Source organism: Rhodococcus sp. 05-2254-5 (genome assembly GCF_002258575.1).
Classification (GTDB): domain Bacteria; phylum Actinomycetota; class Actinomycetes; order Mycobacteriales; family Mycobacteriaceae; genus Rhodococcoides; species Rhodococcoides fascians.
This window is the reverse complement of record NZ_NOZG01000007.1, coordinates 245,788-266,032: the sequence shown is the minus strand read 5'-3', so window position 1 is coordinate 266,032 and position 20,245 is coordinate 245,788. Positions and strand designations below refer to the sequence as shown.

At 63.3% G+C, this 20,245-nt stretch carries 25 protein-coding genes; 6 read left to right on the top strand and 19 right to left on the bottom strand.

The genetic code is table 11. The annotated features are described in order from the left end of the window. Position 1 precedes the first annotated feature (1 nt). The 3 genes from CH278_RS06625 to CH278_RS06615 are packed head-to-tail and all read right to left on the bottom strand — an operon-like array spanning position 2 to position 2,641. The gene (locus CH278_RS06625) at positions 2–1,798 is read right to left on the bottom strand and encodes an ABC transporter ATP-binding protein (RefSeq protein WP_094621491.1); all 1,797 of its coding nucleotides are present in this window, start codon (positions 1,796–1,798) and stop codon (positions 2–4) included. Positions 1,799–1,819: 21 nt separating this feature from the next. Continuing rightward, the gene (locus CH278_RS06620; RefSeq protein ID WP_027495616.1) at positions 1,820–2,284 is read right to left on the bottom strand and encodes an ATP-binding protein; all 465 of its coding nucleotides are present in this window, start codon (positions 2,282–2,284) and stop codon (positions 1,820–1,822) included. A 21-nt stretch (positions 2,285–2,305) separates the two neighbouring features. Beyond that, a complete protein-coding gene (locus tag CH278_RS06615; RefSeq protein ID WP_027495615.1) occupies positions 2,306–2,641 on the bottom strand; it encodes an STAS domain-containing protein in 336 nt (111 codons plus the stop codon). Positions 2,642–2,922: 281 nt separating this feature from the next. On the opposite strand from CH278_RS06615, the gene CH278_RS06610 reads away from it, so the two are divergent. Together CH278_RS06610 and CH278_RS06605 are read left to right on the top strand one after the other, a co-directional pair. Continuing rightward, entirely contained in the window at positions 2,923–3,342 is a 420-nt protein-coding gene (locus CH278_RS06610; protein WP_255032514.1) for a FluC/FEX family fluoride channel, read from the top strand. Beyond that, positions 3,339–3,704 carry a CrcB family protein gene (locus CH278_RS06605; protein ID WP_094621490.1) on the top strand — a complete coding sequence of 122 codons (366 nt, stop codon included), beginning with the start codon at positions 3,339–3,341 and terminating at the stop codon, positions 3,702–3,704. The genes CH278_RS06610 and CH278_RS06605 overlap by 4 nt, the downstream gene beginning before the upstream one ends. Positions 3,705–3,714: 10 nt before the next feature. Here CH278_RS06605 and CH278_RS06600 read toward each other — a convergent pair whose 3' ends face one another. The 7 genes from CH278_RS06600 to CH278_RS06570 form a co-directional block, all read right to left on the bottom strand. Further along, a complete protein-coding gene (locus tag CH278_RS06600) occupies positions 3,715–4,290 on the bottom strand; it encodes a YdcF family protein (RefSeq protein WP_094621489.1) in 576 nt (191 codons plus the stop codon). Positions 4,291–4,340: 50 nt separating this feature from the next. Then, on the bottom strand, positions 4,341–4,547 hold the full coding sequence (locus CH278_RS06595; protein WP_027495611.1) for a hypothetical protein: 207 nt from the start codon (positions 4,545–4,547) through the stop codon (positions 4,341–4,343). A gap of 79 nt (positions 4,548–4,626) precedes the next feature. Further along, positions 4,627–5,358, bottom strand: coding sequence for a MerR family transcriptional regulator (locus CH278_RS06590; RefSeq protein WP_032406178.1), 732 nt, complete (start codon positions 5,356–5,358; stop codon positions 4,627–4,629). A gap of 112 nt (positions 5,359–5,470) precedes the next feature. Beyond that, positions 5,471–6,994, bottom strand: a complete 1,524-nt coding sequence (locus tag CH278_RS06585; RefSeq protein ID WP_094621488.1) for a flavin-containing monooxygenase — start codon at positions 6,992–6,994, stop codon at positions 5,471–5,473. Continuing rightward, on the bottom strand, positions 6,991–7,911 hold the full coding sequence (locus CH278_RS06580; RefSeq protein ID WP_032366903.1) for a hypothetical protein: 921 nt from the start codon (positions 7,909–7,911) through the stop codon (positions 6,991–6,993). Before CH278_RS06580 ends, CH278_RS06585 begins: the two co-directional genes overlap by 4 nt. A 1-nt stretch (position 7,912) precedes the next feature. Beyond that, positions 7,913–8,791, bottom strand: coding sequence for an SDR family NAD(P)-dependent oxidoreductase (locus tag CH278_RS06575; protein WP_094621487.1), 879 nt, complete (start codon positions 8,789–8,791; stop codon positions 7,913–7,915). After that, entirely contained in the window at positions 8,791–9,795 is a 1,005-nt protein-coding gene (locus tag CH278_RS06570) for an alpha/beta hydrolase (protein ID WP_306436689.1), read from the bottom strand. The genes CH278_RS06575 and CH278_RS06570 overlap by 1 nt, the downstream gene beginning before the upstream one ends. A 112-nt stretch (positions 9,796–9,907) precedes the next feature. Here CH278_RS06570 and CH278_RS06565 point away from each other — a divergent pair, with 112 nt between their 5' ends. Next, positions 9,908–10,996, top strand: coding sequence for a ferredoxin--NADP reductase (locus CH278_RS06565; protein WP_081701570.1), 1,089 nt, complete (start codon positions 9,908–9,910; stop codon positions 10,994–10,996). Between the two features lie 16 nt (positions 10,997–11,012). On the opposite strand, the gene CH278_RS06560 is transcribed toward CH278_RS06565, so the two are convergent. From CH278_RS06560 to CH278_RS06550, 3 genes are read right to left on the bottom strand one after another with little or no spacing between them, the layout of a single operon-like run. Then, the gene (locus tag CH278_RS06560) at positions 11,013–11,690 is read right to left on the bottom strand and encodes a TetR/AcrR family transcriptional regulator (RefSeq protein WP_094621486.1); all 678 of its coding nucleotides are present in this window, start codon (positions 11,688–11,690) and stop codon (positions 11,013–11,015) included. Further along, a complete protein-coding gene (locus CH278_RS06555) occupies positions 11,687–12,508 on the bottom strand; it encodes an alpha/beta fold hydrolase (RefSeq protein ID WP_373557320.1) in 822 nt (273 codons plus the stop codon). Before CH278_RS06555 ends, CH278_RS06560 begins: the two co-directional genes overlap by 4 nt. Further along, complete coding sequence (locus CH278_RS06550) at positions 12,505–14,061, bottom strand: flavin-containing monooxygenase (protein ID WP_094621485.1); 1,557 nt, start codon at positions 14,059–14,061, stop codon at positions 12,505–12,507. Before CH278_RS06550 ends, CH278_RS06555 begins: the two co-directional genes overlap by 4 nt. Before the next feature lie 196 nt (positions 14,062–14,257). Here CH278_RS06550 and CH278_RS27395 point away from each other — a divergent pair, with 196 nt between their 5' ends. Together CH278_RS27395 and CH278_RS28210 are read left to right on the top strand one after the other, a co-directional pair. Beyond that, positions 14,258–14,419 carry a hypothetical protein gene (locus tag CH278_RS27395; protein WP_155291285.1) on the top strand — a complete coding sequence of 54 codons (162 nt, stop codon included), beginning with the start codon at positions 14,258–14,260 and terminating at the stop codon, positions 14,417–14,419. Between the two features lie 167 nt (positions 14,420–14,586). After that, positions 14,587–15,177, top strand: a complete 591-nt coding sequence (locus CH278_RS28210; protein WP_094621483.1) for a CsbD family protein — start codon at positions 14,587–14,589, stop codon at positions 15,175–15,177. Positions 15,178–15,229: 52 nt separating this feature from the next. Here CH278_RS28210 and CH278_RS06535 read toward each other — a convergent pair whose 3' ends face one another. From CH278_RS06535 to CH278_RS06525, 3 genes are all read right to left on the bottom strand, one after another. Further along, complete coding sequence (locus CH278_RS06535) at positions 15,230–15,526, bottom strand: hypothetical protein (RefSeq protein WP_027495602.1); 297 nt, start codon at positions 15,524–15,526, stop codon at positions 15,230–15,232. 103 nt (positions 15,527–15,629) lie between these two features. After that, a complete protein-coding gene (locus CH278_RS06530) occupies positions 15,630–16,595 on the bottom strand; it encodes an alpha/beta hydrolase (protein WP_205914390.1) in 966 nt (321 codons plus the stop codon). Positions 16,596–16,772: 177 nt separating this feature from the next. Continuing rightward, positions 16,773–17,081, bottom strand: a complete 309-nt coding sequence (locus CH278_RS06525) for a hypothetical protein (protein ID WP_143536221.1) — start codon at positions 17,079–17,081, stop codon at positions 16,773–16,775. Between the two features lie 117 nt (positions 17,082–17,198). On the opposite strand from CH278_RS06525, the gene CH278_RS06520 reads away from it, so the two are divergent. Further along, the gene (locus tag CH278_RS06520) at positions 17,199–17,597 is read left to right on the top strand and encodes a hypothetical protein (protein WP_094621693.1); all 399 of its coding nucleotides are present in this window, start codon (positions 17,199–17,201) and stop codon (positions 17,595–17,597) included. A 93-nt stretch (positions 17,598–17,690) separates the two neighbouring features. Here CH278_RS06520 and CH278_RS06515 read toward each other — a convergent pair whose 3' ends face one another. The 3 genes from CH278_RS06515 to CH278_RS06505 form a co-directional block, all read right to left on the bottom strand. Further along, the gene (locus CH278_RS06515; protein ID WP_032371852.1) at positions 17,691–18,998 is read right to left on the bottom strand and encodes an NAD(P)/FAD-dependent oxidoreductase; all 1,308 of its coding nucleotides are present in this window, start codon (positions 18,996–18,998) and stop codon (positions 17,691–17,693) included. Positions 18,999–19,139: 141 nt separating this feature from the next. Further along, positions 19,140–19,763, bottom strand: a complete 624-nt coding sequence (locus tag CH278_RS06510) for a DUF305 domain-containing protein (protein WP_057473556.1) — start codon at positions 19,761–19,763, stop codon at positions 19,140–19,142. Positions 19,764–19,845: 82 nt separating this feature from the next. Beyond that, positions 19,846–20,241: a DUF6153 family protein gene (locus CH278_RS06505; protein ID WP_057473555.1), complete on the bottom strand. Its 396-nt coding sequence runs from the start codon at positions 20,239–20,241 to the stop codon at positions 19,846–19,848. Positions 20,242–20,245: the final 4 nt, after the last annotated feature.

Below are 20,245 nucleotides of genomic sequence, written 5' to 3'. Positions count from 1 at the left end.
CTCACGGACGGCCTGCTGTCAGATCGGGCGCGCTGTCTCCGATTCTCAACGCGGCCACCAGTTCTCGATACAGCTCGTCCGACGCCATGAGCTCCGCATGCGTTCCGCGTGCGCGCACCACCCCATCGTCCATCACCAGGATTGTGTCGGCGTCGAGCACGGTGGACAACCGATGCGCGATGGTGACGACGGCAGCATCCTCGGCGATGGAACGGATCACCTCGTGGATCGCCGCCTCGGTGCGTCCGTCGACCTGAGCCGTCGCCTCGTCGAGCAGCAGGATCTGTGGGCGTCGAACGATGGCTCGCGCCAACGCGATTCGTTGCCGCTGCCCACCGGACACCGTCGAGCCGATCAGGTCGGTGTCCAATCCCTCGTCCAGAGCGCGGATGGTCGAATCCAGGTGCACCGACTCGAGCGCCGCCCAGATGTCACCCTCACTGGCGTCCGGGTGACTGAACAACAGGTTCTCCCGCACAGAACCGGGGATCACCGGCGTCTCCTGCTCCACGTAGGACAGTCGAGAGCGCACCTCGTCGATCGTGAGCTCGCTGTACGGCGTTCCGCCGAGCCGTATCTCGCCGCTCTCGGGCGTCAGGAACCGCAGGATCAGAGAGAACACGCTGGTCTTGCCTGCACCGGAGGGACCGACGATCGCTGTGTGGCCCCGCGCGGGCACGTCCAGGTCGATTCCTCGCACGGCCGGCTCTCGTCCCGGACCGTAACGTGCTGTCACACTTCGGAATTCGAGTGCCGGAGCAGCGTCGTCAACGGATTGGGTCGGCGCGGGGGTACCTTCCTCTCCCACTTCGACGACGAGGTCGTCGATCTGACGTATCCGCGCCGCCGCTGCCATACCCGCCTGCAGCGCGGTGATGTTGGTGGCGAGGGTGGAGACCGGGCTCATGACCTGAAATGCGTAGAGCAGAAACGCGATCAGGCTGGATACCGCCAGATCCCCGGTGCTGACGCGGTAGCCACCGAGGCCGAGAATGCCGATGATGGCCAATTGCACGCCGCCGCCCGCGAAGGTCCACGCCAGTGCCGAGATCTTGACGGCGTGCACGCTGTGCCGAGCGGAGGTCCGCGCCTCCGCGATGACGCGTTCGGATTCGCGAGTCTCGGCTCTGCTGGACTTCACTGTTCGGATGGCCCGCAGGGTGCCGTCGAGAATGCCGCCGAGTCGTCCGATCGCTTCCTGTGACTGCCTCTGCGCGACGGCGATCGGAGGCATCAGCCGGGCGAACAACACTGCGATCGCCACGATGGCCACCGCGATCGCGCCCAGCAACACCAGATCCAGAACCGCCATCAGGATCAATGCGCCCACCAGACCCACGACGCTGTTGACTATGGCCACCAGCGCATTCGATGTCGCCTCACGCAGCAGCACGGTGTCCGAGGTGACGCGGGTGACCAACTCACCGGTGGGCCGAGTGTTCAGGCTGCCGACCGTGGCACCGAAATACTTCCGCACGATCGACTTGCGTGCGTCGAGCACGATCCGCTCGGCCAACACCCCGAGCACGATCCATTGCAGATACAGAACGGCCGAGCCGACGACCAACAGGGCCACCAGAACGACGACGGGAACGATCAGCGACGCGTCGGTGCCGAGTCCGTCGAGCACACCCTTGGCGACCATCGGCGTAGCCAACGCCGTTCCGGTACCGATCAGGCCGAGCATCATGCCCAGAATCAGGGTGCGCCGATGAGGCCGCACGAACTGCCACAACACCCGTAGGTTGGGTACCGTTATTTTCTTCTTCTCGGCTGTCGCGATCTGCACATCGACCATGTAGTCAGTGTGCAGCAACGATCAGCTGGTACCGATCGCGTCCCAGATCATGTGGACCGTGGTGCCGTTCTGGTCCGACGTCACCGCCGCCGTATCGGCCAGAGCCCGCATCAGTGGGACGCCTCGGCCTCGGTTGGGATCGGAATTGCGGGTCGCCCAATCGCCGCGGTCGGTCACCTTCACATCGATCCGGCCCTGCGCACCGCACAACACCCGAATGTCGAGGGTTCCTCGGTCGGTGTGATCGCGATACGCATGTTCGACACTGTTCGCTATCGCCTCGTACGTCGCCAACACGACGTCGTACGCGCGATCCGGGTCGACGCCCAACTCGTTCAACCAGTCACCGAGTTCACGCCGAAGCTCCGACGCTCGATCCGCATCGGCAGGCTCGTCGGTGAACAGCAGTTCTTCCATTCGCGCACCTGCCGTCGAGATCGAACTGTCGGTACGTGAGTCGTCACCTCCGAAGAGAGTCGCCATCATGAGTCCCGTCTACCCAAAACTTCAGGATCTACCCGCATGAATCGCAACGAGCGCCTCGTCGACCGTCGCATAGATGCCGAACACCTCGTCGAGCCCGACCAAAGTCAACGGACGCCCCGTCGCCGGACCGTCCGCCACCACGGCAAACCCGGCAGTACCGCCCAGTTGCTGATGCGTCGACGCCAACAGCGACATGCCTGCCGATGCGAGGAAACCCACATCACTGAGATCGATGACCACAGCCGACGGCGACTTCTCGAGCACCAGAGCCACGGACTCGGACAGATCAGGAGCCGTCACCAAATCCAACTCACCCGACACCGACAGAACAACATCCTGATCACGCCATTCAACAATCACATCGAAATGCTGGGGTCCGAGCCCCGATTCGTCCGCAGTCACACGAAGACTTTACCTCGCTCCCCCGCCTCGCCACCGAAGTCCACTCGACGTGACATCGACCCCCGAAAAGTCCACTCAACGTGACATTGACCCCCGAAAAGTGTCGATGGTCGTTCCGCAGGCTCCACTCCGGACCACCGAACGTGACATTGAGTCCCCTCAGGGTCGGCTTCGGGTTGGTTTGCCGCCGTCGGCTCACTCAGCCGAGGGGTATCGATCGCATTAGGCTCGTCCAGGTGATCGAGGGCCTGCATTCCATGGACGGTCGCGGTCTGCGTCGTCGCTCGCTCGGGGAGTACGTCGCGGTCGTTGTGGGCGGCGCGGTCGGTGCGGCGCTTCGGTACGAGGTGTGGACGTGGCGGGCGACGCCGCGGTGGCAGTTGTTGTCCACGTTCGGCGTGAATGTGTTCGGCTGTCTGCTCGTCGGCGCTGCGTTGGGGTATCTGTCCGGTCGTCGGGCTCCGGTGACTCGGGCCGGGCTGTTCGGTCTTGCGTGCGGTCTGACGACGTTCGGTCTGTACGCGTTTCAGGCGGTCACCCATCGCGGGGCGTGGAATTCGGTGATCTATCTGGTGGCGACGCCGGTGTTCGCGTTGATCGCGATGGCCGTCGGGGCAGCGATCACGAGACCGGCACGAACGAGCCCGACGCTGTGACGACGTTGATTCTGGTGGCGGCCGGCGGCGGACTCGCGGCTCTGGGGCAGTTCGTGTTCTCGTTCGCCCTGCGGTCGAGGCCACGGGCGACGGCACTGAATCTGGTGGCGTGTGCCGCGCTGGGGTTGGTGTTCGCTCTCGATCCGCCGAACGCTGTTCGTTCCGTGGTCGCGGTCGGGTTTCTGGCGTCGGTGGCTACGTTGGCGGGGACGACGCTGGCGACGATCGGGCTTGCGCGAGATCGTCGCTATCGCTCGGCAGCACTGTTCTTCGGCGCGAACGTGGTGGGTGGAATCGCCGCGGTGATGTTCGGCTTCCTGGCGTGGAAGTCCGGTGTGACGCTCTATCACAAGATTCTGTGACCGAATCCGGTCAGTCGGTTCCCGAATCCTGGCAGGAGCCCTGCACTCCGGCCTTCACGAACCCTGCGATTTGGTACAGGTATGTGAACTCCCATTCGACGAGTGAGAAGTCGTACGCGCGAGGCGTCGGACGCATCGTGACGGTTCCGTCGAAGCACTGATCGAAGATGTACCGGGCACGCGGGAGGTGATACCGCCACGTGACGACGATGACGTGGTTCCAGCCGCGTTCTCGGGCAAGGGTTTCGGTGAACATGGCTTCGCCACGGGTGGTCGAGGGCGACGGCGGAATGCACAGCACCTCGAATTTTTCGGTGGACGCCGCGCAGGCCTTCTTCATCGTCGGATCGGTGGATCCGTAGGGATCGGACAGCACCACTGTCGTGGCCAGGCCTTGTTGGGCGAGCGAGATGCCGTAGGCCTCACGTCCGTCGTGTTCGCCGCCGAGCACCACGATGGCGTCGGCGGCAACGAGCGGATCCACCCGAGCTTTGGTGAACGCGAGGTAGCCGCCGACACCTACCGACGACACCAAGACAACCGGGATCGCCAGGGCGAGAAACAGCAACCAGCGTCCGCGGAACACCTCACCAGGTTAGGGAAGGCGCTCCGCGAGCGCGCGGTCAGCGACTCAGATCACTCGCTGGGCTGCGGCACGGTGACGTTGCAGTCCGTGACCTCGGGGTTGATTCCGAAGTAGTTGAGCGGACCTGCGACGACGGTCAGGGCGATGGTGCCCGCACCTGCACAGTTCTCGGGCGCGTTCTCGAAGTCTCCGCGCTGATACGACGCGAATGCGCCGATGATCAGCCAAACCAGAACGATCAACGTTACGAACCTCATTGGTGCCCCCTTAGGCGGTCAGCCGCCGTTCGGCTGTCGAAGGGCAGGTATGTCCGATTGTGGCAGGCTTCAAACCACGTCACGTGCGCTTCGACAGAGTCTCCGACAGATAATCGTTGAGGGCGCGTTCCTGTACCCGGTCCAGGGCGCGGGCCAGTTCTGCCTGTGCCGATTTCATGGCAAGGCTGCGCATCTTCTCGAACATCTCGGTGGTCTCGGCTACCTCTCCGGACTTGGGCAGCCAACCTGGACCGTGTTTCGCGGCCAGATGGTCGGTCACACTCCCGACCATCGACTCGGCGATTTCGTTCATTTTCGACGCGGTCCGCTCGTGCTGGTCGAGCAGACGTTCCAATGTGAAGCCGTACTGACTCAGGTCGACGAACACCTCGAGGAGGGTCGGATCGAGAATCTCGCACTGGTCACCGTCGATTCTGATCAGTTTCGCTTCGATCAGTCGGGCAACGATGTCGTCGTTGTCCTCACCGAGAAATTGCGCAATCAGTTCGACGGGAATGACCGTGGTCTCGGCCGACGACCACTTGCGAGTCACGATTTCCTGCAGGCCCAGGATTTCTTCCAGGTCTTTGCCCTGCTCCCAGCCCGACAGGAAATCGGCTATGTGCGCCGAGGTGAAACCCCGCTGAAGCAGCGAGTCGATCACCTTCAATCGAGTCAGGTGATCGTCGTTGTAAATACCTACTCGTCCTCGGAGCGTGGGCGGCGGCAGCAGCCCGCGTTCCTGGTACGCCCGCACGTTGCGAGTGGTCGTCTTGGCCTCTCGGGCCAAGTCGTCGATTCGATACTCCACCGAGCTCCCTACCTCCGCCGCGCGTCGACCTTCAGGATATACGTCGACCACGCGGCGGAAGGAAGAGCCGAATCCGACCGTCATCGAAACGACAAGCGTGCTCTCGAGCGATTCAGGAGTGGGCGACGACCTGTGCCGGTTCCTGCGGCAGGTCGACGCGGCGCGGAACCATGGTGAAATCGCCCTGTTCGACACCTCTGAGTTGGTTGACGTACTGGGTGGCGAAACCCGGGAACATGGTCGCGTTGAAGCCGTCCTCGGTGAGATACCAACTGCTGCAACCGGAATTCCAGGTCGTCTTCGCCAGTTTGCGCTGCATGTCCTCGTTGTAGGCATCCTGGACGTCCTGGCGCACATCGGCGCTGTGCAGATCTCCTTCGAGTACCAGAGAGATCGCCTCGACGATGTAGTCGATCTGCGCCTCCATGTACACCAATGCCGAACTGTGTCCCGGGCCGGAATTCGGCCCGAAGGTGAAATACATGTTCGGATAGCCCGATACTGCAATGCTCTTGTACGCCTTGGCTCCCGCGCTCCATTCGTCGGCCAGCACGCGGCTGTCGCGTCCGGTGATCGGAATGGGTGTTCCGGTGTTGGACACGTCGAACCCGGTCGCGAAGACGATGGCGTCGAACTGATGCTCGACGCCTTCCACGGTTCGAATGCCCTTGGGTGAGAGCGTCGCGATCGGCCAGGTCACCAACGTGCAGTTCGGCTTCTGCAGGGCCGGGTAGTAGTCGCTGGTCATCAGCAATCGCTTGCAGCCGGCCCGGAATCGGGGTGTCAGCTGTCGCCGCAGCCACGGATCGCGAACCTGCTGACGCAGATGCGCGCGCCCGACCAGTTCGACGATGCGCGTCAACGGGGTCTTCCACACGACACCGAGGGCAACGGACTCGTGCCCCCAGAACCACAGCGACCGCGCCAGGGCCTGCGTCTGCGGGTACCGGGCGTATCGATGCTTGGTGCCTGCCTGCACCTTTCGATTGATCCTGGGCAGCGTCCAACCCGGGGTGCGTTGGAACACCTTGACCGTATCGGCGATCTTCACCAGTTCGGGCACGATCTGTACCGCGCTCGCCCCGGTTCCCACGACCGCGACCTTCTTACCCTCGAAGTCGTAGTCGTGATCCCACCGTGCATTGTGGATCTTGTGTCCCTCGTAGGTATCGATGCCTCGAATGTTCGGCAGGCTGGCATTGGCGAGCGGCCCCGACGCCATCACCACCGTGCGCGCCCGAACATCGGGGTGCCCGTCGATGCTCACGTGCCAATGCCCGGCCGCCTCGTTCCAGATCATGTCGACTACGTTGTGTCCGAATCGAATACGCGATCCGATGTCGAACTCACGCACCATTGTGTGGATGTAATCCAGAATCTCACCACTACCGGAATAGGTGTGCGACCAGTTGGGATTGGGCGCGAAACTGTACGAATACAGCCTCGACGGTATGTCGCAGGCTGCGCCCGGGTAAGTGTTGTCGCGCCAGGTTCCACCGACGGCGCTGCCGCGTTCGAGGATCGCGACATTCTCGATTCCACTGTTGCGCAGTCGGATAGCGGTACCGATTCCGGCGAATCCCGCACCGACGATCACGGCGTCGAGTACACCTTCGCGCACATCGAAATCGCTCATGCGACGGGCTCGTAGGTCAGTTCCTTGGCCCAGGTGGGCTCGGAATTGAGAGTCTTGGTCGGGTACCGGCGAGTGAGCTTCACCAGGCCATCCGCAACGCGGTGGTATGGATGCTTGCGGTTGATGACAATGCTGCTGTGCCACTGCACGAATCGATACATCGGCACGCGGAGCGCCTCGGGGCTACGCTCCCCCACACTGCGGAATCGCTTCATCGCGGTGTAGAGCCGCTCCTCGTCGACACCCATCTCGACGATGTTGTCGCGCATCTTGTTCAGCAGTGGGATGTAGCGCAGCAATCCGACGATGAGGGCCGGGTTCATCCAAGCACCGATGGTCTCGACCACCAGCTTGCGCATCCGGGAATGCCCGAGCAATTCGATGACCGCGAAATCGACCGCCAGATGCCGAGATTCGTCGGAGTTGATCTTCTTGAACACGGCCTGACACACCGGATCGTCGATCTCGTCCATGATGAACTTCACCAGCGCGCCGTCCAGCGCCACCTCGAGCATCGGTATGACGGTGCCCAGCACGGTCAGAGACAGCCCGTCGGAATGCTTGTCGAGCCAGTCGATGACGAGCTTGACGTTGACGTTCGGCTCGGGCATCCGGTCACCGTCGAGCATGCCCCAACGACGCATGAGAGCGAGCTCGGCGTTGGCGTGCTTCTGCTCTTCCGCGTGGAAGTAGCGATAGATCTCCGCGAGAGTCTCGTTCGGTGCCTTGAGCGCCATCGCCGCGAAGCCGCGAGCGCCCACGTTCTCGATCCACATCAGATCGGACATGAAGGGCTTGAGTTTGGCGTGCAGTTCGGGGCTGATGGTCTCGGCTCCCGGGCCGTCCCAATCGATGTCCGCCAATGCCCACTGACGGTCCTTGATCTTGGTCAACATGTCTTCGAAGTCCATTGCCATGTCAGGCTCCTGTGGTTGTCGAGGTGAGGGATTCGTTCTTCGCCGGCTGCTGCTCGGCGGGCAGCACACGATTGAGCAAGCCGAGAAAGCGCACGTACACGGCGGGCAGCAATCTCTTGAACCGCCAGACAGCTTTGGCGTCGAACTGGGGCACGACGTAGAGCCGGCCCCGGTCGAATGCATCGAGCGTTCTGGCAGCGATCTTGTCGGGAGACCGTCCGGTCCAGCGCATCGCGAACTCGGCCAGTCGGGACGAACTCGCGGTGATCCGGCCGTCGACGGCAACGTTGGTCTTGACGAAGGTGGGACACAGAACCGACACCCGCACACCGGTACCCGAGAATTCCGCCGCCATCGTTTCCGACAGGCTCATCACTGCGGCCTTGCCGACGTTGTACGGACCCATCAGCGGCGCAGCGGCGAAGCCGGCGGCGGACGCGACGTTGATGATCCCGCCCTCACCCGCGGCCCGAAGCCCGGGCGTGAACACCTCGCAGCCGTGGATCACGCCCCAGAGGTTAATTCCCAAGGCCCAGTTCCAGTCCTCGAAACCGATGTTGCCGACGGGCTTTCCGCCGATTCCGACGCCTGCGTTGTTGATGAGCACCGTGGTGGGTCCGTCGAACTCGATACTTGCACGCAGGGCCAGTTCCTCGACGTTCTCGCGGATCGACACATCGCACTCGACGGCGTATCCGGTGCCGCCGAGGGCGTTCACCATCGCGACGGTCTCCTGCGCTCGCGGCAACGAGATGTCGGCGCACATGACGGCTCCTCCACGTCGAGCCAGTTCCAGTGCGAACGCCCGGCCGATGCCGCTGCCTGCACCGGTCACTACCACTCTCGACCCGTACGACGGTCTTCCGGACTTGGTTTTCATCAGCTCACCTGTTCTTTCGAATCATTCTGTACAACTTGGCTTTCGAGCGCATCGGCGATGAACTCGGCTGCATGCTCGAGTGCATGCTCGGCCTCGGGGATCAACCTCGGGAGAGCGTGGAACACGTGCATCTGATCGGGCCAGATTTCGAGTTCGCTCTCTCCGCCGGCCGCGTCGATCATGGAGTGCAGGTGTCGCGCATCGCCCCGGAGCATCTCGGCTCCGCCCACCTGAATCAGCGTCGGCGGTAGATCTCGCACACGCGCGAGATCGAGCCGAAGGCGCGGGAGGTTCGCGTCGTGGCCGTCGGTGTACAGCGCAACGAGTCCTCGCGCTGCCTTCGCCGAGATCATCGGGTCCTTGCGCGTGCGCTCCATCCGCGCCGAGAGCTCGAAGTCGAGATCGATCAACGGCGAGAACAGCACCATTGCTCCCGGTTGCGGCGTCCCGGTTCGGTCGTTCTCGATGATCAGGTCGGCGGCCAGGTGTCCGCCGGCGGAGTCCCCGGCGATGACGATGTTCGCTGCGTCGTACCCCTGCCCCAGCAGCCAGCGGTACGCGGCTTCGAGGTCGTCGGCTGCGGCAGGAAAGGGGTGTTCCGGAGCCAGCCGGTAGTCCACCGTGAACACCGGCAGGCCGGTCGAGGAGGACAATCGTGCGGTCAGACCGCGGTGTGTGCGCGCCGAGCAGATGACGTACGCACTGCCGTGGATGTAGAGGATCACGCGTGGCCCGGGCGACAGGCCGGGTGCTCGCACCCACTCGCCGCGTACCGGGCCTTCGGCCACGAGGTCCACTCCGGTGCCCTTCGGAACGGGATCGAACAGCTTCATCGAGGTGGCGACGAGGCGTCGAGAGAACTCGATGCCGCCGCGGGAGGTCGGCAGCAGGTTCGTCATCGGACGCAGAATCAGCCGAGTCATCAAGGCAGCCAGACGGGTTCGCCGAGACCCAGCCCTGAATGCGCAGCGAGGCAGGTGGTCGTCGTCGGTGGTCGGAGTCACGTCATCACCCTCACCCGCTATTCGCCATTTGTCAATGGCCTATTATTTAGTGGCGAAGTGTGCGACAGTGGCGTCCAACACTGAAAGCGCAAGGGAGCGAGCACACGTGACGATGTTCAGGAGTGATCCACCGACGGAACCGGATGCGTCTGCCATCGGTCCCGAGGACAGATTCTTCGAGTTGGAGATCGCCGAGGTGACCCGCGAGACCGAGGATGCGATCTCCCTCGGCTTTGCGGTCCCCGAACACCGGGAAGCGCACTTTCGGTACGAGCCGGGCCAATTCCTCACCCTCGAGATTCCGTGCACCGACGGCGGCACGGTGGCCCGCTGCTACTCCTTCTCCAGCTCTCCGGTACGCGACCGATACCCCACCGTGACCGTCAAGCGAATCCAGGACGGACTGGCATCACACTGGTTGCACGACAACGCTGTTCGCGGGATGCGACTCAAAGCGCTGAAACCGTCGGGCATGTTCGGACCCGAGGGCTGGGACGTGGATTTCGTCCTCATCGCCGCCGGCAGCGGCATCACCCCGATGATGTCGATCCTCAAAACTGCTCTGTTGCAGCACAAGAATCGAATCACCCTGGTCTACGCCAACCAGAACCGCGGCTCGGTGATCTTCGCAGAGCACCTGACCGAACTGCAGTCGCGCTTCCCCGAACGACTCGACGTTCACCACTGGTACACCTCGGAATCGGGGTTACCCACCGCTGCCGGACTGGCCTCGATGAACGTGACGACTCCGTCCGACTGCGAGGCCTTCCTCTGTGGACCGACGCAATACATGAACGTCGCCGAGGAGTGGCTCGCTCGCACCGGTACGACGGCGCACAGAACACACCGCGAGGTGTTCTCCTCATTCGACTCGAATCCGTTTCAGGCCAGGGGCGCGTCGATTTCCGACGAACCCGGCGCGAACTCCGTGGCCGCTCAGGTCGAGATCGACGGAATGGAGACCGAGTTCACCTGGAATGCAGACACGAAGCTGCTCGACCGACTTCTCGAGCTGGGTCTCGACCCGCCGTACGTGTGCCGCGAAGGAACATGTGGCGGTTGCGCTTACACACTCACCGAAGGCACCGTGACCATGCTCGCGAACGAAACTCTCGACGAGTACGAACTGCAGCACGGTGTCCGATTGGCCTGCCAGTCCGTACCCGATTCCACAAGCGTTCGTGCGGTGTTCGACCGCTGATCCCGGAGGAGGGCGCTCAGCCCTCGAGCGTCAACGAATGCGGCTTCGAGGCGAACGCCGCGGCGGAGCCGGAGGCTCGTGCAATCCCCGCGATACCGCCCCAGACCATCATGGTGAGGTAGTCGATGAGCTCGTCGACCGTCATGGTCCGGTCGAACATCCACCAGTGCGACGCCAACCGGACCGCACCGATCATGGCGAAAGCGAAGGGCGTCGCGCCGGCCGTCGAGAACTCCCGCTCTCGAAATCTGTCGGCGATGACGGTCGTCAGCAACTCTGCGATCAGTTCTTCCGATGCGGTGACGATGTCCTGGTTGCCACCGACCGCATTGTTCGCGTGCACGTAGATGTAGATCTCGGGATCGGTGGCGACCGTCGCGACATAGGCAGTGATAACGGCACGGGTGAGGTGATATTCGTCGAGATCCTCGGAGATCGCGTCCCGGATCCGAGGCACCAGTGCAGTCTCGACGTATCGCGCCATCGCGGCGTTCGCGAGCCCCTTCTTGTCGGCGAAGTGTTTGTACAGAACAGTTTTCGAGACGTGGTTCGCCGCGGCGATCTCGTCCATCCCGATGTCGTGCCCATGCCGACGAATGGCGGCCAGTGTGCAATCGAGTAGTTCACGGCGCCGAGTGATCCGGTGATCGTGCCACCGATGGCTTCGCCCGTCGACCTTCTCCGGCACGGTCACGCCGAGCGCGAGACGGTTCGTGATCCTTTCAACAGAATCGAGGCGACCAACTCCGGATCGTCCGACATCGGAACGTGCCCGAGCCCCGAGTAGGTGCGAACTTTTGCCTGCGGAAACGTTCGACGCACCAGCGGTGCCTGATACACCGGCAACACCAGGTCCCGACGTCCCCACGCGACGGTGACAGGAACGGACTCGTCGACCGGAACGCTGAAGCGCGGCACTGCGTTTCCGGCCGCGTCGATCGCACGATTGGTAGTGATGCTGAGCGCGTCGATCGTGGCCGTTGCCGCGGGAACTCGCCACGGCTTGGCGTAGAACACAGCGTTGGCGATCGTGCGTCCCACGACCGAACGCATGACGGTCGGTGCGATCGGGCTCATCACTCGAGACAACGCCCGCAACAGACGGAACACGAAGAGCGCCCGAGTCTGATCCCAGTGTCCGCGAAAGAAACCGGCCGGTGACAGGGCGGTCGCCGAGGCGACCGACCCGCGGGCAGCAAGTTCCATCGCGAAGTATCCACCCAACGAATTACCGGCCACGTGCGGCTTCTCGCCGTCCACCGCAACGTAGTCGAGAAATCGCTCCAACTCGGCCACGATCCACGGACCCAGGTCGAATTCCTCGGTGGGCAAGTCCGGTGACGCGCCGTGACCGGGCAGGTCCACCGTCACCACTCGTCGATGCCGCGCCAGTATGTCGACGACACTGTCCCACGCATGTTGTCTGTGCACGATGCCGTGAATGAGCACCAATGTAGGGCCCTCACCCCGGATGGTGTGCGCGAGGGTCAGACCGTCGATGTCGGAAGTCACTGCGTGCCGACCTTTCTCGGCCAGATGCGGTATACGGGCGCGATATCCGCCCCCGCCACACGGGCGTTGTCCGCTCGGCCGAACGTCATCGATTCCGTCAGATCGTCGAATCGTGCGTCGATCCTGTCGAGAATGTAGTTCTGCCGCACCGACCAGGGACGTTCGGTCCCCGATTTGGGTAGCTCGTTCAAGGAACGCGTGACGTATCCGGAGGCAAGGTCGACGACCGGACGAGAGTCCACGGCCTTGCCCTGTCGGTCCGGGATCGCATGGGTGTAGCCGTGAGACCGCATGTACACCAACAGTTTGGCTACTGCCTGCGCCGTCATGTCGGCCTTGAGCGTCCACGATGCATTCGTGTACCCGATGGACCATGCAACGTTGGGTACGTCCTCGAGCATGTGACCCTTGTAGACGAACTTGTCGTGCACCTCGAGCCGCTCACCGTCCAGAGACAATTCGATACCCCCGAACGCCTGGAGCTTCAATCCGGTTGCGGTGACGATGATGTCGGCGGGGATCTCGTCACCAGATTCCAACCGGATCCCGTCGGCGGTGATCTCGGCTATCCGGTCGGTCACCACGGTCGCGCGGCCGGAGCGAATGGCCTTGAAGAGATCGCCGTCCGGCACGACGCACAGCCGCTGGTCCCACGGGGCATACGTCGGCTTGAAGTGCTTGTCGACGTCGTATCCACGCGGAAGCTGCGCCTTCGTCATCGCCCGGAACACCCTGCGGGCCGTCTTCGGCGCACGTCGACACAGCTGATACGAGCCGACCATCAACAGCGCATTGCGCCACCGCAGTGCACTGTGCGCGAGGGAGTCCGGCAGCACACGCTGAGTGAGTGTGGTGAACGGATCGGTCATCGGCAGGGACGCAATGTACGTGGGTGAACGCTGCAGCATCGTCACCGACGCAGCATCGACCGCAAGCGAAGGCACCAAAGTGATTGCGGTCGCGCCACTCCCGATCACGACGACCCTCTTCCCGGAGTGGTCGAGCCCTTCCGGCCACTGTTGGGGATGCACCACCTGCCCGGTGAACTCGTCCATCCCGGGAAGATCCGGGGTGTACCCACCCGAATAGTCGAAGTAGCCGGTACACAAGAACACGAATCGACTTCGATACGTCCGCGGCACGCCGTCGGACAGTGTGTCGACGGTCCACAGGTCGGTCGACGAATCCCAGTTCGCCGCAACGACCGAAGTCGAGAAGTGCGTGTGCTCGTCTATCCCGTTGGCGTAGGCGGTATCGACGATGTAGTTGCGAATGTCTTCGCCATGAGCAAGCAGAGTGTCTCCCTGCCATGGCGTGTGCGGGAACGAGAACGTGAAGATGTCACTGTCCGAACGAATTCCCGGGTACCGGAACAGATCCCAGGTACCGCCTGCTCGCTCGCGCCCTTCGAGGATCGCGTAGCTGAGCTCCGGTGCCATCTCCTGCAAGCGATACGCGGCTCCGACTCCCGAAATACCCGCACCGACGATGAGCACATCCCTGAAGTTGTCGTGGATCGAACCGTCGACCTCGGGCCAAGTATCTGCATTCATCGACGCGCCTCGCTGTCTCACCGAACACCATCGCCCGGACGCCGACCGAGCAGCGACACCGCGACTAACATCACATAATGTGCCATTGACTGGTGGCGGTGTCAATGGCAGCCTTCAGCACATCACAGACAGGAGCTGTCATGAACCGCACTCTCTTCGTTGGATGTACGCCCAACGCAACCGGAACCAGGAGCCGATGACTCCCGTGGCGGTCGGGGCTGCGGGAGTCATCGCGCTGATCCTGCTCACGTCGAGAGGGTCGGGACTGGACTTCGATCGGCGCTCGTTGTCGACGGCCTACTCGGCACGTGCGACGCGCGCACGCCGTCGAACGTGGTGGCCGCGTTCGACGAAGTAGTCACAGCACGCCGAGCAGCACAAATACGGCTACTCGTCGTAGTGACCCGAAACACCCGTGGTCGGACGTATGTTTCGGACCGTCGAGTTCGACTCATACTTACCGGCGTCGTCCGCGACGTCACCGCTCCGGTTTCCGGAGACGACCTACACGAAAGAGGGATACCGATGGCCGACTTCATCGACAAGGCTCAGCACAAGGCAGAAGAACTGGCCGGGACTGCGAAGGAGAAGGCCGGTGAGGCCACCGGTGACGACAGCCTTCGCGCCGAAGGGGCCACCGACCAGGCCAAGGCCAACACTCAGCAGGCTGCCGACAAGGTTTCCGACGCCGCAGAGAGCGTTGCCGACTCCGCGGCCGGCGCTGCCAAGCAGGCCAAGCACGCAGCTGCAGACGTTGCCGACAAGGCAGCCGAGACCGCCGCAGACGTCAAGAGCGCCGTCCAGGACAAGGTCGAGAACGTCGACGTCGACGACGTGAAGGAGAAGGCCTCCCAGGTCGCCGACAAGGCAGCCGAGAAGGCCTCCGCCGTCGCCGACGACGTGAAGACCACGGTCCGCAACATCGACAGCGAGGATGTGGCCGAGGCCGCCAAGATCGGCACTCCGATCATCGCTGCCATTGCAGCCGCCGCCGGTGCCGTCGCATTCGTGCTGATCCGTCGCCGCAACCGTCGACGCAGCGCTGCACACTTGTTCGTTCCGTCGAAGCGCACCACCCGCAAGCTCGCCAAGAAGGCGCGTAAGCACAGCTTCTGAAGGTGATCACCCGAAAGCCCCGCCTCGTTTTCGGGCGGGGCTTTCGCTCGTTCTACAGCGGTTTCAGCGCCCGGCTGGGCACCCAGTGTGTGACGGTTTCGCTCCGGTCTCGCGACATCAGTTCGTAGGTGACGCGACCCAACCAATCGCCGTCGACGGTGATGGACCATTCGACCAGATCCCCCGGGACCACGCGTCGAACATCGAAGCCTTCCGGATTGAACTTCGACGCGTGATGTGGCGGTAGCGGGTAGAGGACGTTCAGATCGATCCACACCTTGAGTGGTGGTCTGAGCATCTTGAACGGACGCACGGCAGACGCGGGTCGAGGTTGAGCGCGTCGTGCCATCGTTCGATCATACGTTCGATTCGATCGCAGTCATACCTGTCCCCGCAACGAGAAACGGCCACCCGCACACGAGGTGCGGGTGGCCGTCTTCGATAAGAAGGAATCAGATGCCGAGCGATCCTGCCAGGAACGGCCAGGACTTGTGCAGGTCGTCCTGCCAGTAGCCCCAGGAGTGGTTGCCGACCGGACGGAAGTCGACAGTTGCCGGAATTCCCAGCTGGTCGAGACGCTTGGCCAGGTTGGACGTGCAGAAGTTGGTGGCCAGCTCGATGCCGCCGCCGACGATGACCTGGTTGGCGAGCGTCGCCGGGTCGTTCTTCAGGCGCGGGTTGGCGAAGGTGTCGTTCGGGATGCCGGGCAGTCCGCTGCCGGTGCTCATGTAGATCTGGGTGCCGCGCAGCTTCTCGGCGTTGAGTAGCGGATCGTTCTCGCGCCACACGGGGCCGTCGAGCGGGCCCCACATGTTCTCGACGTTTCCGCCGCCGTACGTCTCGACGACGAGCTTGACGAACTGCTGACCGATGGGGTCCGAGGTCTGTGCGCAACCGCTGTAGGCCGCGACGCCGGTGAACTTGCCCGGGTACTTGATCGCGATGTTGAGAACCGATGTGCCCGTCATGGACAACGCTGCCAGGGACTGGCGACCGTTGGTGTCGAACTGGGCGTCGATCAGCGGAGGCAGTTCTTCACCGAGGAAGGTGCTCCACTTGTTGCTGCCGAGCTTCGGATCGTCCTGCAGCCAGTCGGTGTAGTAGGACCACTTGCCCTTCTGCGGAGTCACGATGTAGGCGTTCTTGTCCGACAGGAAGGCCTCGGCGTCGGTCTGCGACTGCCACGATGCCGCATCCTCGCCGCCGCCTGCACCGTTGAGCAGGTACAGCACCGGACGCGACACGCTCTCGTCGGCGGGGCGCTGCACCGTGACCGGAATGGTGCGGTTCATCGACGCGGAGTACACCTGGAGCTGAACCTGGCGGCCGTCGAGGGTGTTCACCGATTCGATTCGCGAGCCGTTGCTCGACTGAGTCGTTGCGGCGGGCAGTTCGTCCGCGGACGCGACGGGCGTCATCAGCGCGGTCGGAAGAATCGCCACTGCGAGGGCGACGGCCGCAGCCGAACCGAATCGCTGGAAGCCGTGTCGTCGAGATCGTGGCACGCTGTTTCACCTTTTCGTCGAGTTACACCGGTCGAGTTTCTACATCGGCCGAAGATGAGGTGACGTTACCTCGAGCAAACGTCCCGAGCGTTATGGACCGGACGAATCCGAGACGCGATCGTGATGCTCGCGCTCGGCCCTCGAACCGAGGACGAGACACACCAGGATGACGATCACCGCCACGACAACGCCGACGGGAAGTGGCGAATACAGCCAGACAATGGGCGGCACATAGTCCTCGGATGTCCCATCCGTCCAACCGAACACCCGCGGCGGCACCGGTGCCGACACCGAGAACAGCGTCAGCGCGAACGGTACGAGCGGACCGATGGTCGACGCCACCGTGCGCGTCGCTCGTGCCGATCCGAGAAGCAATCCGACAGCGATGGGGTGCAGCACGCAATAGAACACAGTCCCAACGACATTGATCGAGTCGTCTCCGATCGGCAGTAGAGGGCTTCCCAATCGACGGCCATGTGTGGTCTATTCGACGCGAACCCAACGTCAGGAGTGCTCATGATTCGTCGTATCGCCGTCACGGTTGCTGTCGTCGCAGGTGCCGCCGCACTCGGAGTCGGTACCGCCAACGCCGACGAATGGCCCGTCGCGCCGCCGTACTCGAGCCCGACTGCTCCGCAGGACGTCACCGGAGTGTTCCTCACTCCTCAGGACCCGGACTACTGGAATCCCTTCGTCAGCGAGAATCGACTGACCTCGCCCTACGGCAACAGCACTCGCATCGTCTGCACCGGATTCCATGGCGTACTGCTGGAGTGCTGGCAGGCCGACTCGAACGGCAACCCGCACAAGCTCATTCCGCTGAGTATGGACTACCCGGGTTCGACGGGTCATTTGCTCCCCGGCGGCGGTCCAGGGCACTTCGTCTATCCCGGCTACATCCCCGGCATCGGCTGACCCCGTCGACACCGCCGGCAACTGATCTGAGTGTCCACAATTCGCCCTCGAAAGCGGGATTCCGTGCGAGAGTGCAAATAGTGGGCGCTCAGGTCAGTTGTACGGCTTGCGCGCCGTTTCCGGGTCTCCGTAGGTGATTGCCCGTTCACGTCGTGTTCCGCTTAGAAGTGTTGCGCCCCAGTTGATCAGCGTTCCAGCTCGGTTGCGTTTACCGGCCAGGAATGCGATGTGGATGACGCCCCACGACACCCAGCCCAGGAATCCCGACATCTTCAGCGGCCCGGCTTGCACCAGTGCGTGGCCGCGGGCGATGTAGGCGGCAGTGCCCAGGTCTCGATACTTGAAATCCGAACGCGCAGAACCGGATACATCTGCTGCGATTGCCGCGCCTGCTGCACGTCCACCCTGCATCGCCACTTCGGCGACACCGGCCAGACCGTTCAACGCCATGATGTCGCCGACGACGAACACGTTGCGGTGACCCGGCACGGACAGGTCGGGCTGCACGGCGATCCGCCCGGACCTGTCCTGTTCGACGCCCAGGGCGTCGGCCAGATTCTTCACGAACGGAACCGCTTCGACGCCTGCGGTCCACAGCACGGTGCGAGTGTCGTGGCGTGTGACGGTCTTCGGTTCGGCCTTGGCCGTCACCTCGACGTCGGTGGCCGTGACGTCGGTGACGTGAACGCCGAGATGCGTTTCGACTCCGACCGTGTCGAGGGTGCGCTGGGCCTTCTTCGTCAGGGAGTCGGGGAACGATTCGAGCACTCGGTCACCGCCGTGGAACAGCAGAACGCGCGCTTCGGACGGGTGGATCGAATCAAACTCCTTCGCCAACGCCCGGGTGGCGAGTTCCCGTATCTGCCCGGCCAATTCGACTCCGGTGGGCCCTCCACCGGCGACGGCGAAGGTGAGCCAGGGGCGACGCTCTTCGGGGGTGGGCAGGGACTCGGCCATCTCGAATGCCGAGATCAGTTTTCGCCTGATCGCCAAGGCGTCGTCGAGGGTCTTCATGCCCGGCGCCCACTGCACGTATTCGTCGTGGCCGTGATACGCCTGCTGCATTCCGACAGCAACCACGAGATAGTCGTACGGCAACTCGAACGTCGACCCGTCGAAGCGGCTCGCCGTCACCACTCCGCCATCGCCCACGGTTGTTACCGAGGTCGCTTCACCGAGAGCCACCTTCACGTTCTTCTGCTTGCGCAACAGGTGCCGCAACGGGCTGGCGATCGAGCCCTCGGAGAGAAGGCCGGTTGCGCACTGATAGAGCAGCGGCTGAAAGACGTGAGAGGTGCCTCGTTCGAGAACGGTGATGTCGACATCCGAACCGTGCAGCCGGCGGGTTGCATACAACCCGCCGAAGCCGCCGCCGAGGACCAGGACCCGTGGACGTGACATCGTCGATACTCTCCCTCGATCCGACCCGCAGAACACAATTCCTCGCGCGTCACAGCGTACTCGAGGGCAACGGCATGCAGCCGTCCCCCGCCGGGCCGCACCCCGGTCTGGGGTGCGGCCCGGCAACGTACCGACAACGGATCAGCCGAGCATCCGCTGCATCGTGTCGATTTCCTGCTGCTGCGTGGCCACGATCGTGCGGGCCATCTCCTGCGCGTCGGGGTTCGAGCCGTCCGCAATCTCGTTGTTCGCCATCTCGATCGCGCCCTCGTGATGCTCGATCATCATCGTCAGCCACTGACGGTCGAACTCCGGGCCCGACAGACCGGTCAGGGCGTCCATGTCCTGCTGGGACATCATGCCCATACCCGAGCTGTGGTCCATTCCGCTCATCTCGCCCATGTCCGACGGGGGTGCGGGCTGACCCCATTCGGCGAGCCAGGCCGTCATCCGGTCCATTTCCGGTTGCTGCGCGGCTTGGATCGCCGACGCCAGTGCCACGACGTCCGGATTGCCGGTGCGACCTTGAACCATTTCAGCCATGTCGACGGCCTGCGCGTGGTGCGGGTACATCATCCGCGCGAACATGACGTCGGCGTCGTTGAACTCCGCCGATGCCGATGCCGATGCCGATGCCGAATCCTGAACGGAAGCCGATGAGGTAGTCGTCGTCGACGAATCCGACGTGGTGTCGCTACTGCAGCCGGCGACGAGGAATGCGCTCACGGTGGCGGCAGCCAGCGAAGCGACGAGTGTTGTACGCATATGAAACTCCTTGAACGAGTGTGCAATACAGGGATCTAGGTATGTCGATCCGCCGGTGGTCGTGCGTCCACCGGGCTGCCTGTCACACTCGCAAGGTCACCGATCTGTCCAACTCCCACAGAGTCCACGGCGGCGCACGCTCCGATATGGAATGGACGCGCCCACCGATACCGTCCTCCGACATGACCGAGTGGACGCCATCGACGCTCGTCACCGGGACCGACAGCGCAGCCCACGACACGGTGGTTCCCGCGCACGGATGCATCATCTGATGTGCCGACGGGCAGTCGTGCTCACCGACTGCCACCTGAACCGGGTCCTCGTGGTGGGTCGCCGACGCCATGGCCGCATGCTCGCTTTGTGCCGACGTGGTCGGCGTCACCGAATGCATCAGCAGTACCCCGAGGATCGTCAGCGCGATCAACAATCCGGTCGCCGAGGCAAAGCCCGGACGACGGCGTCGGATCACTGACTGCATGTCA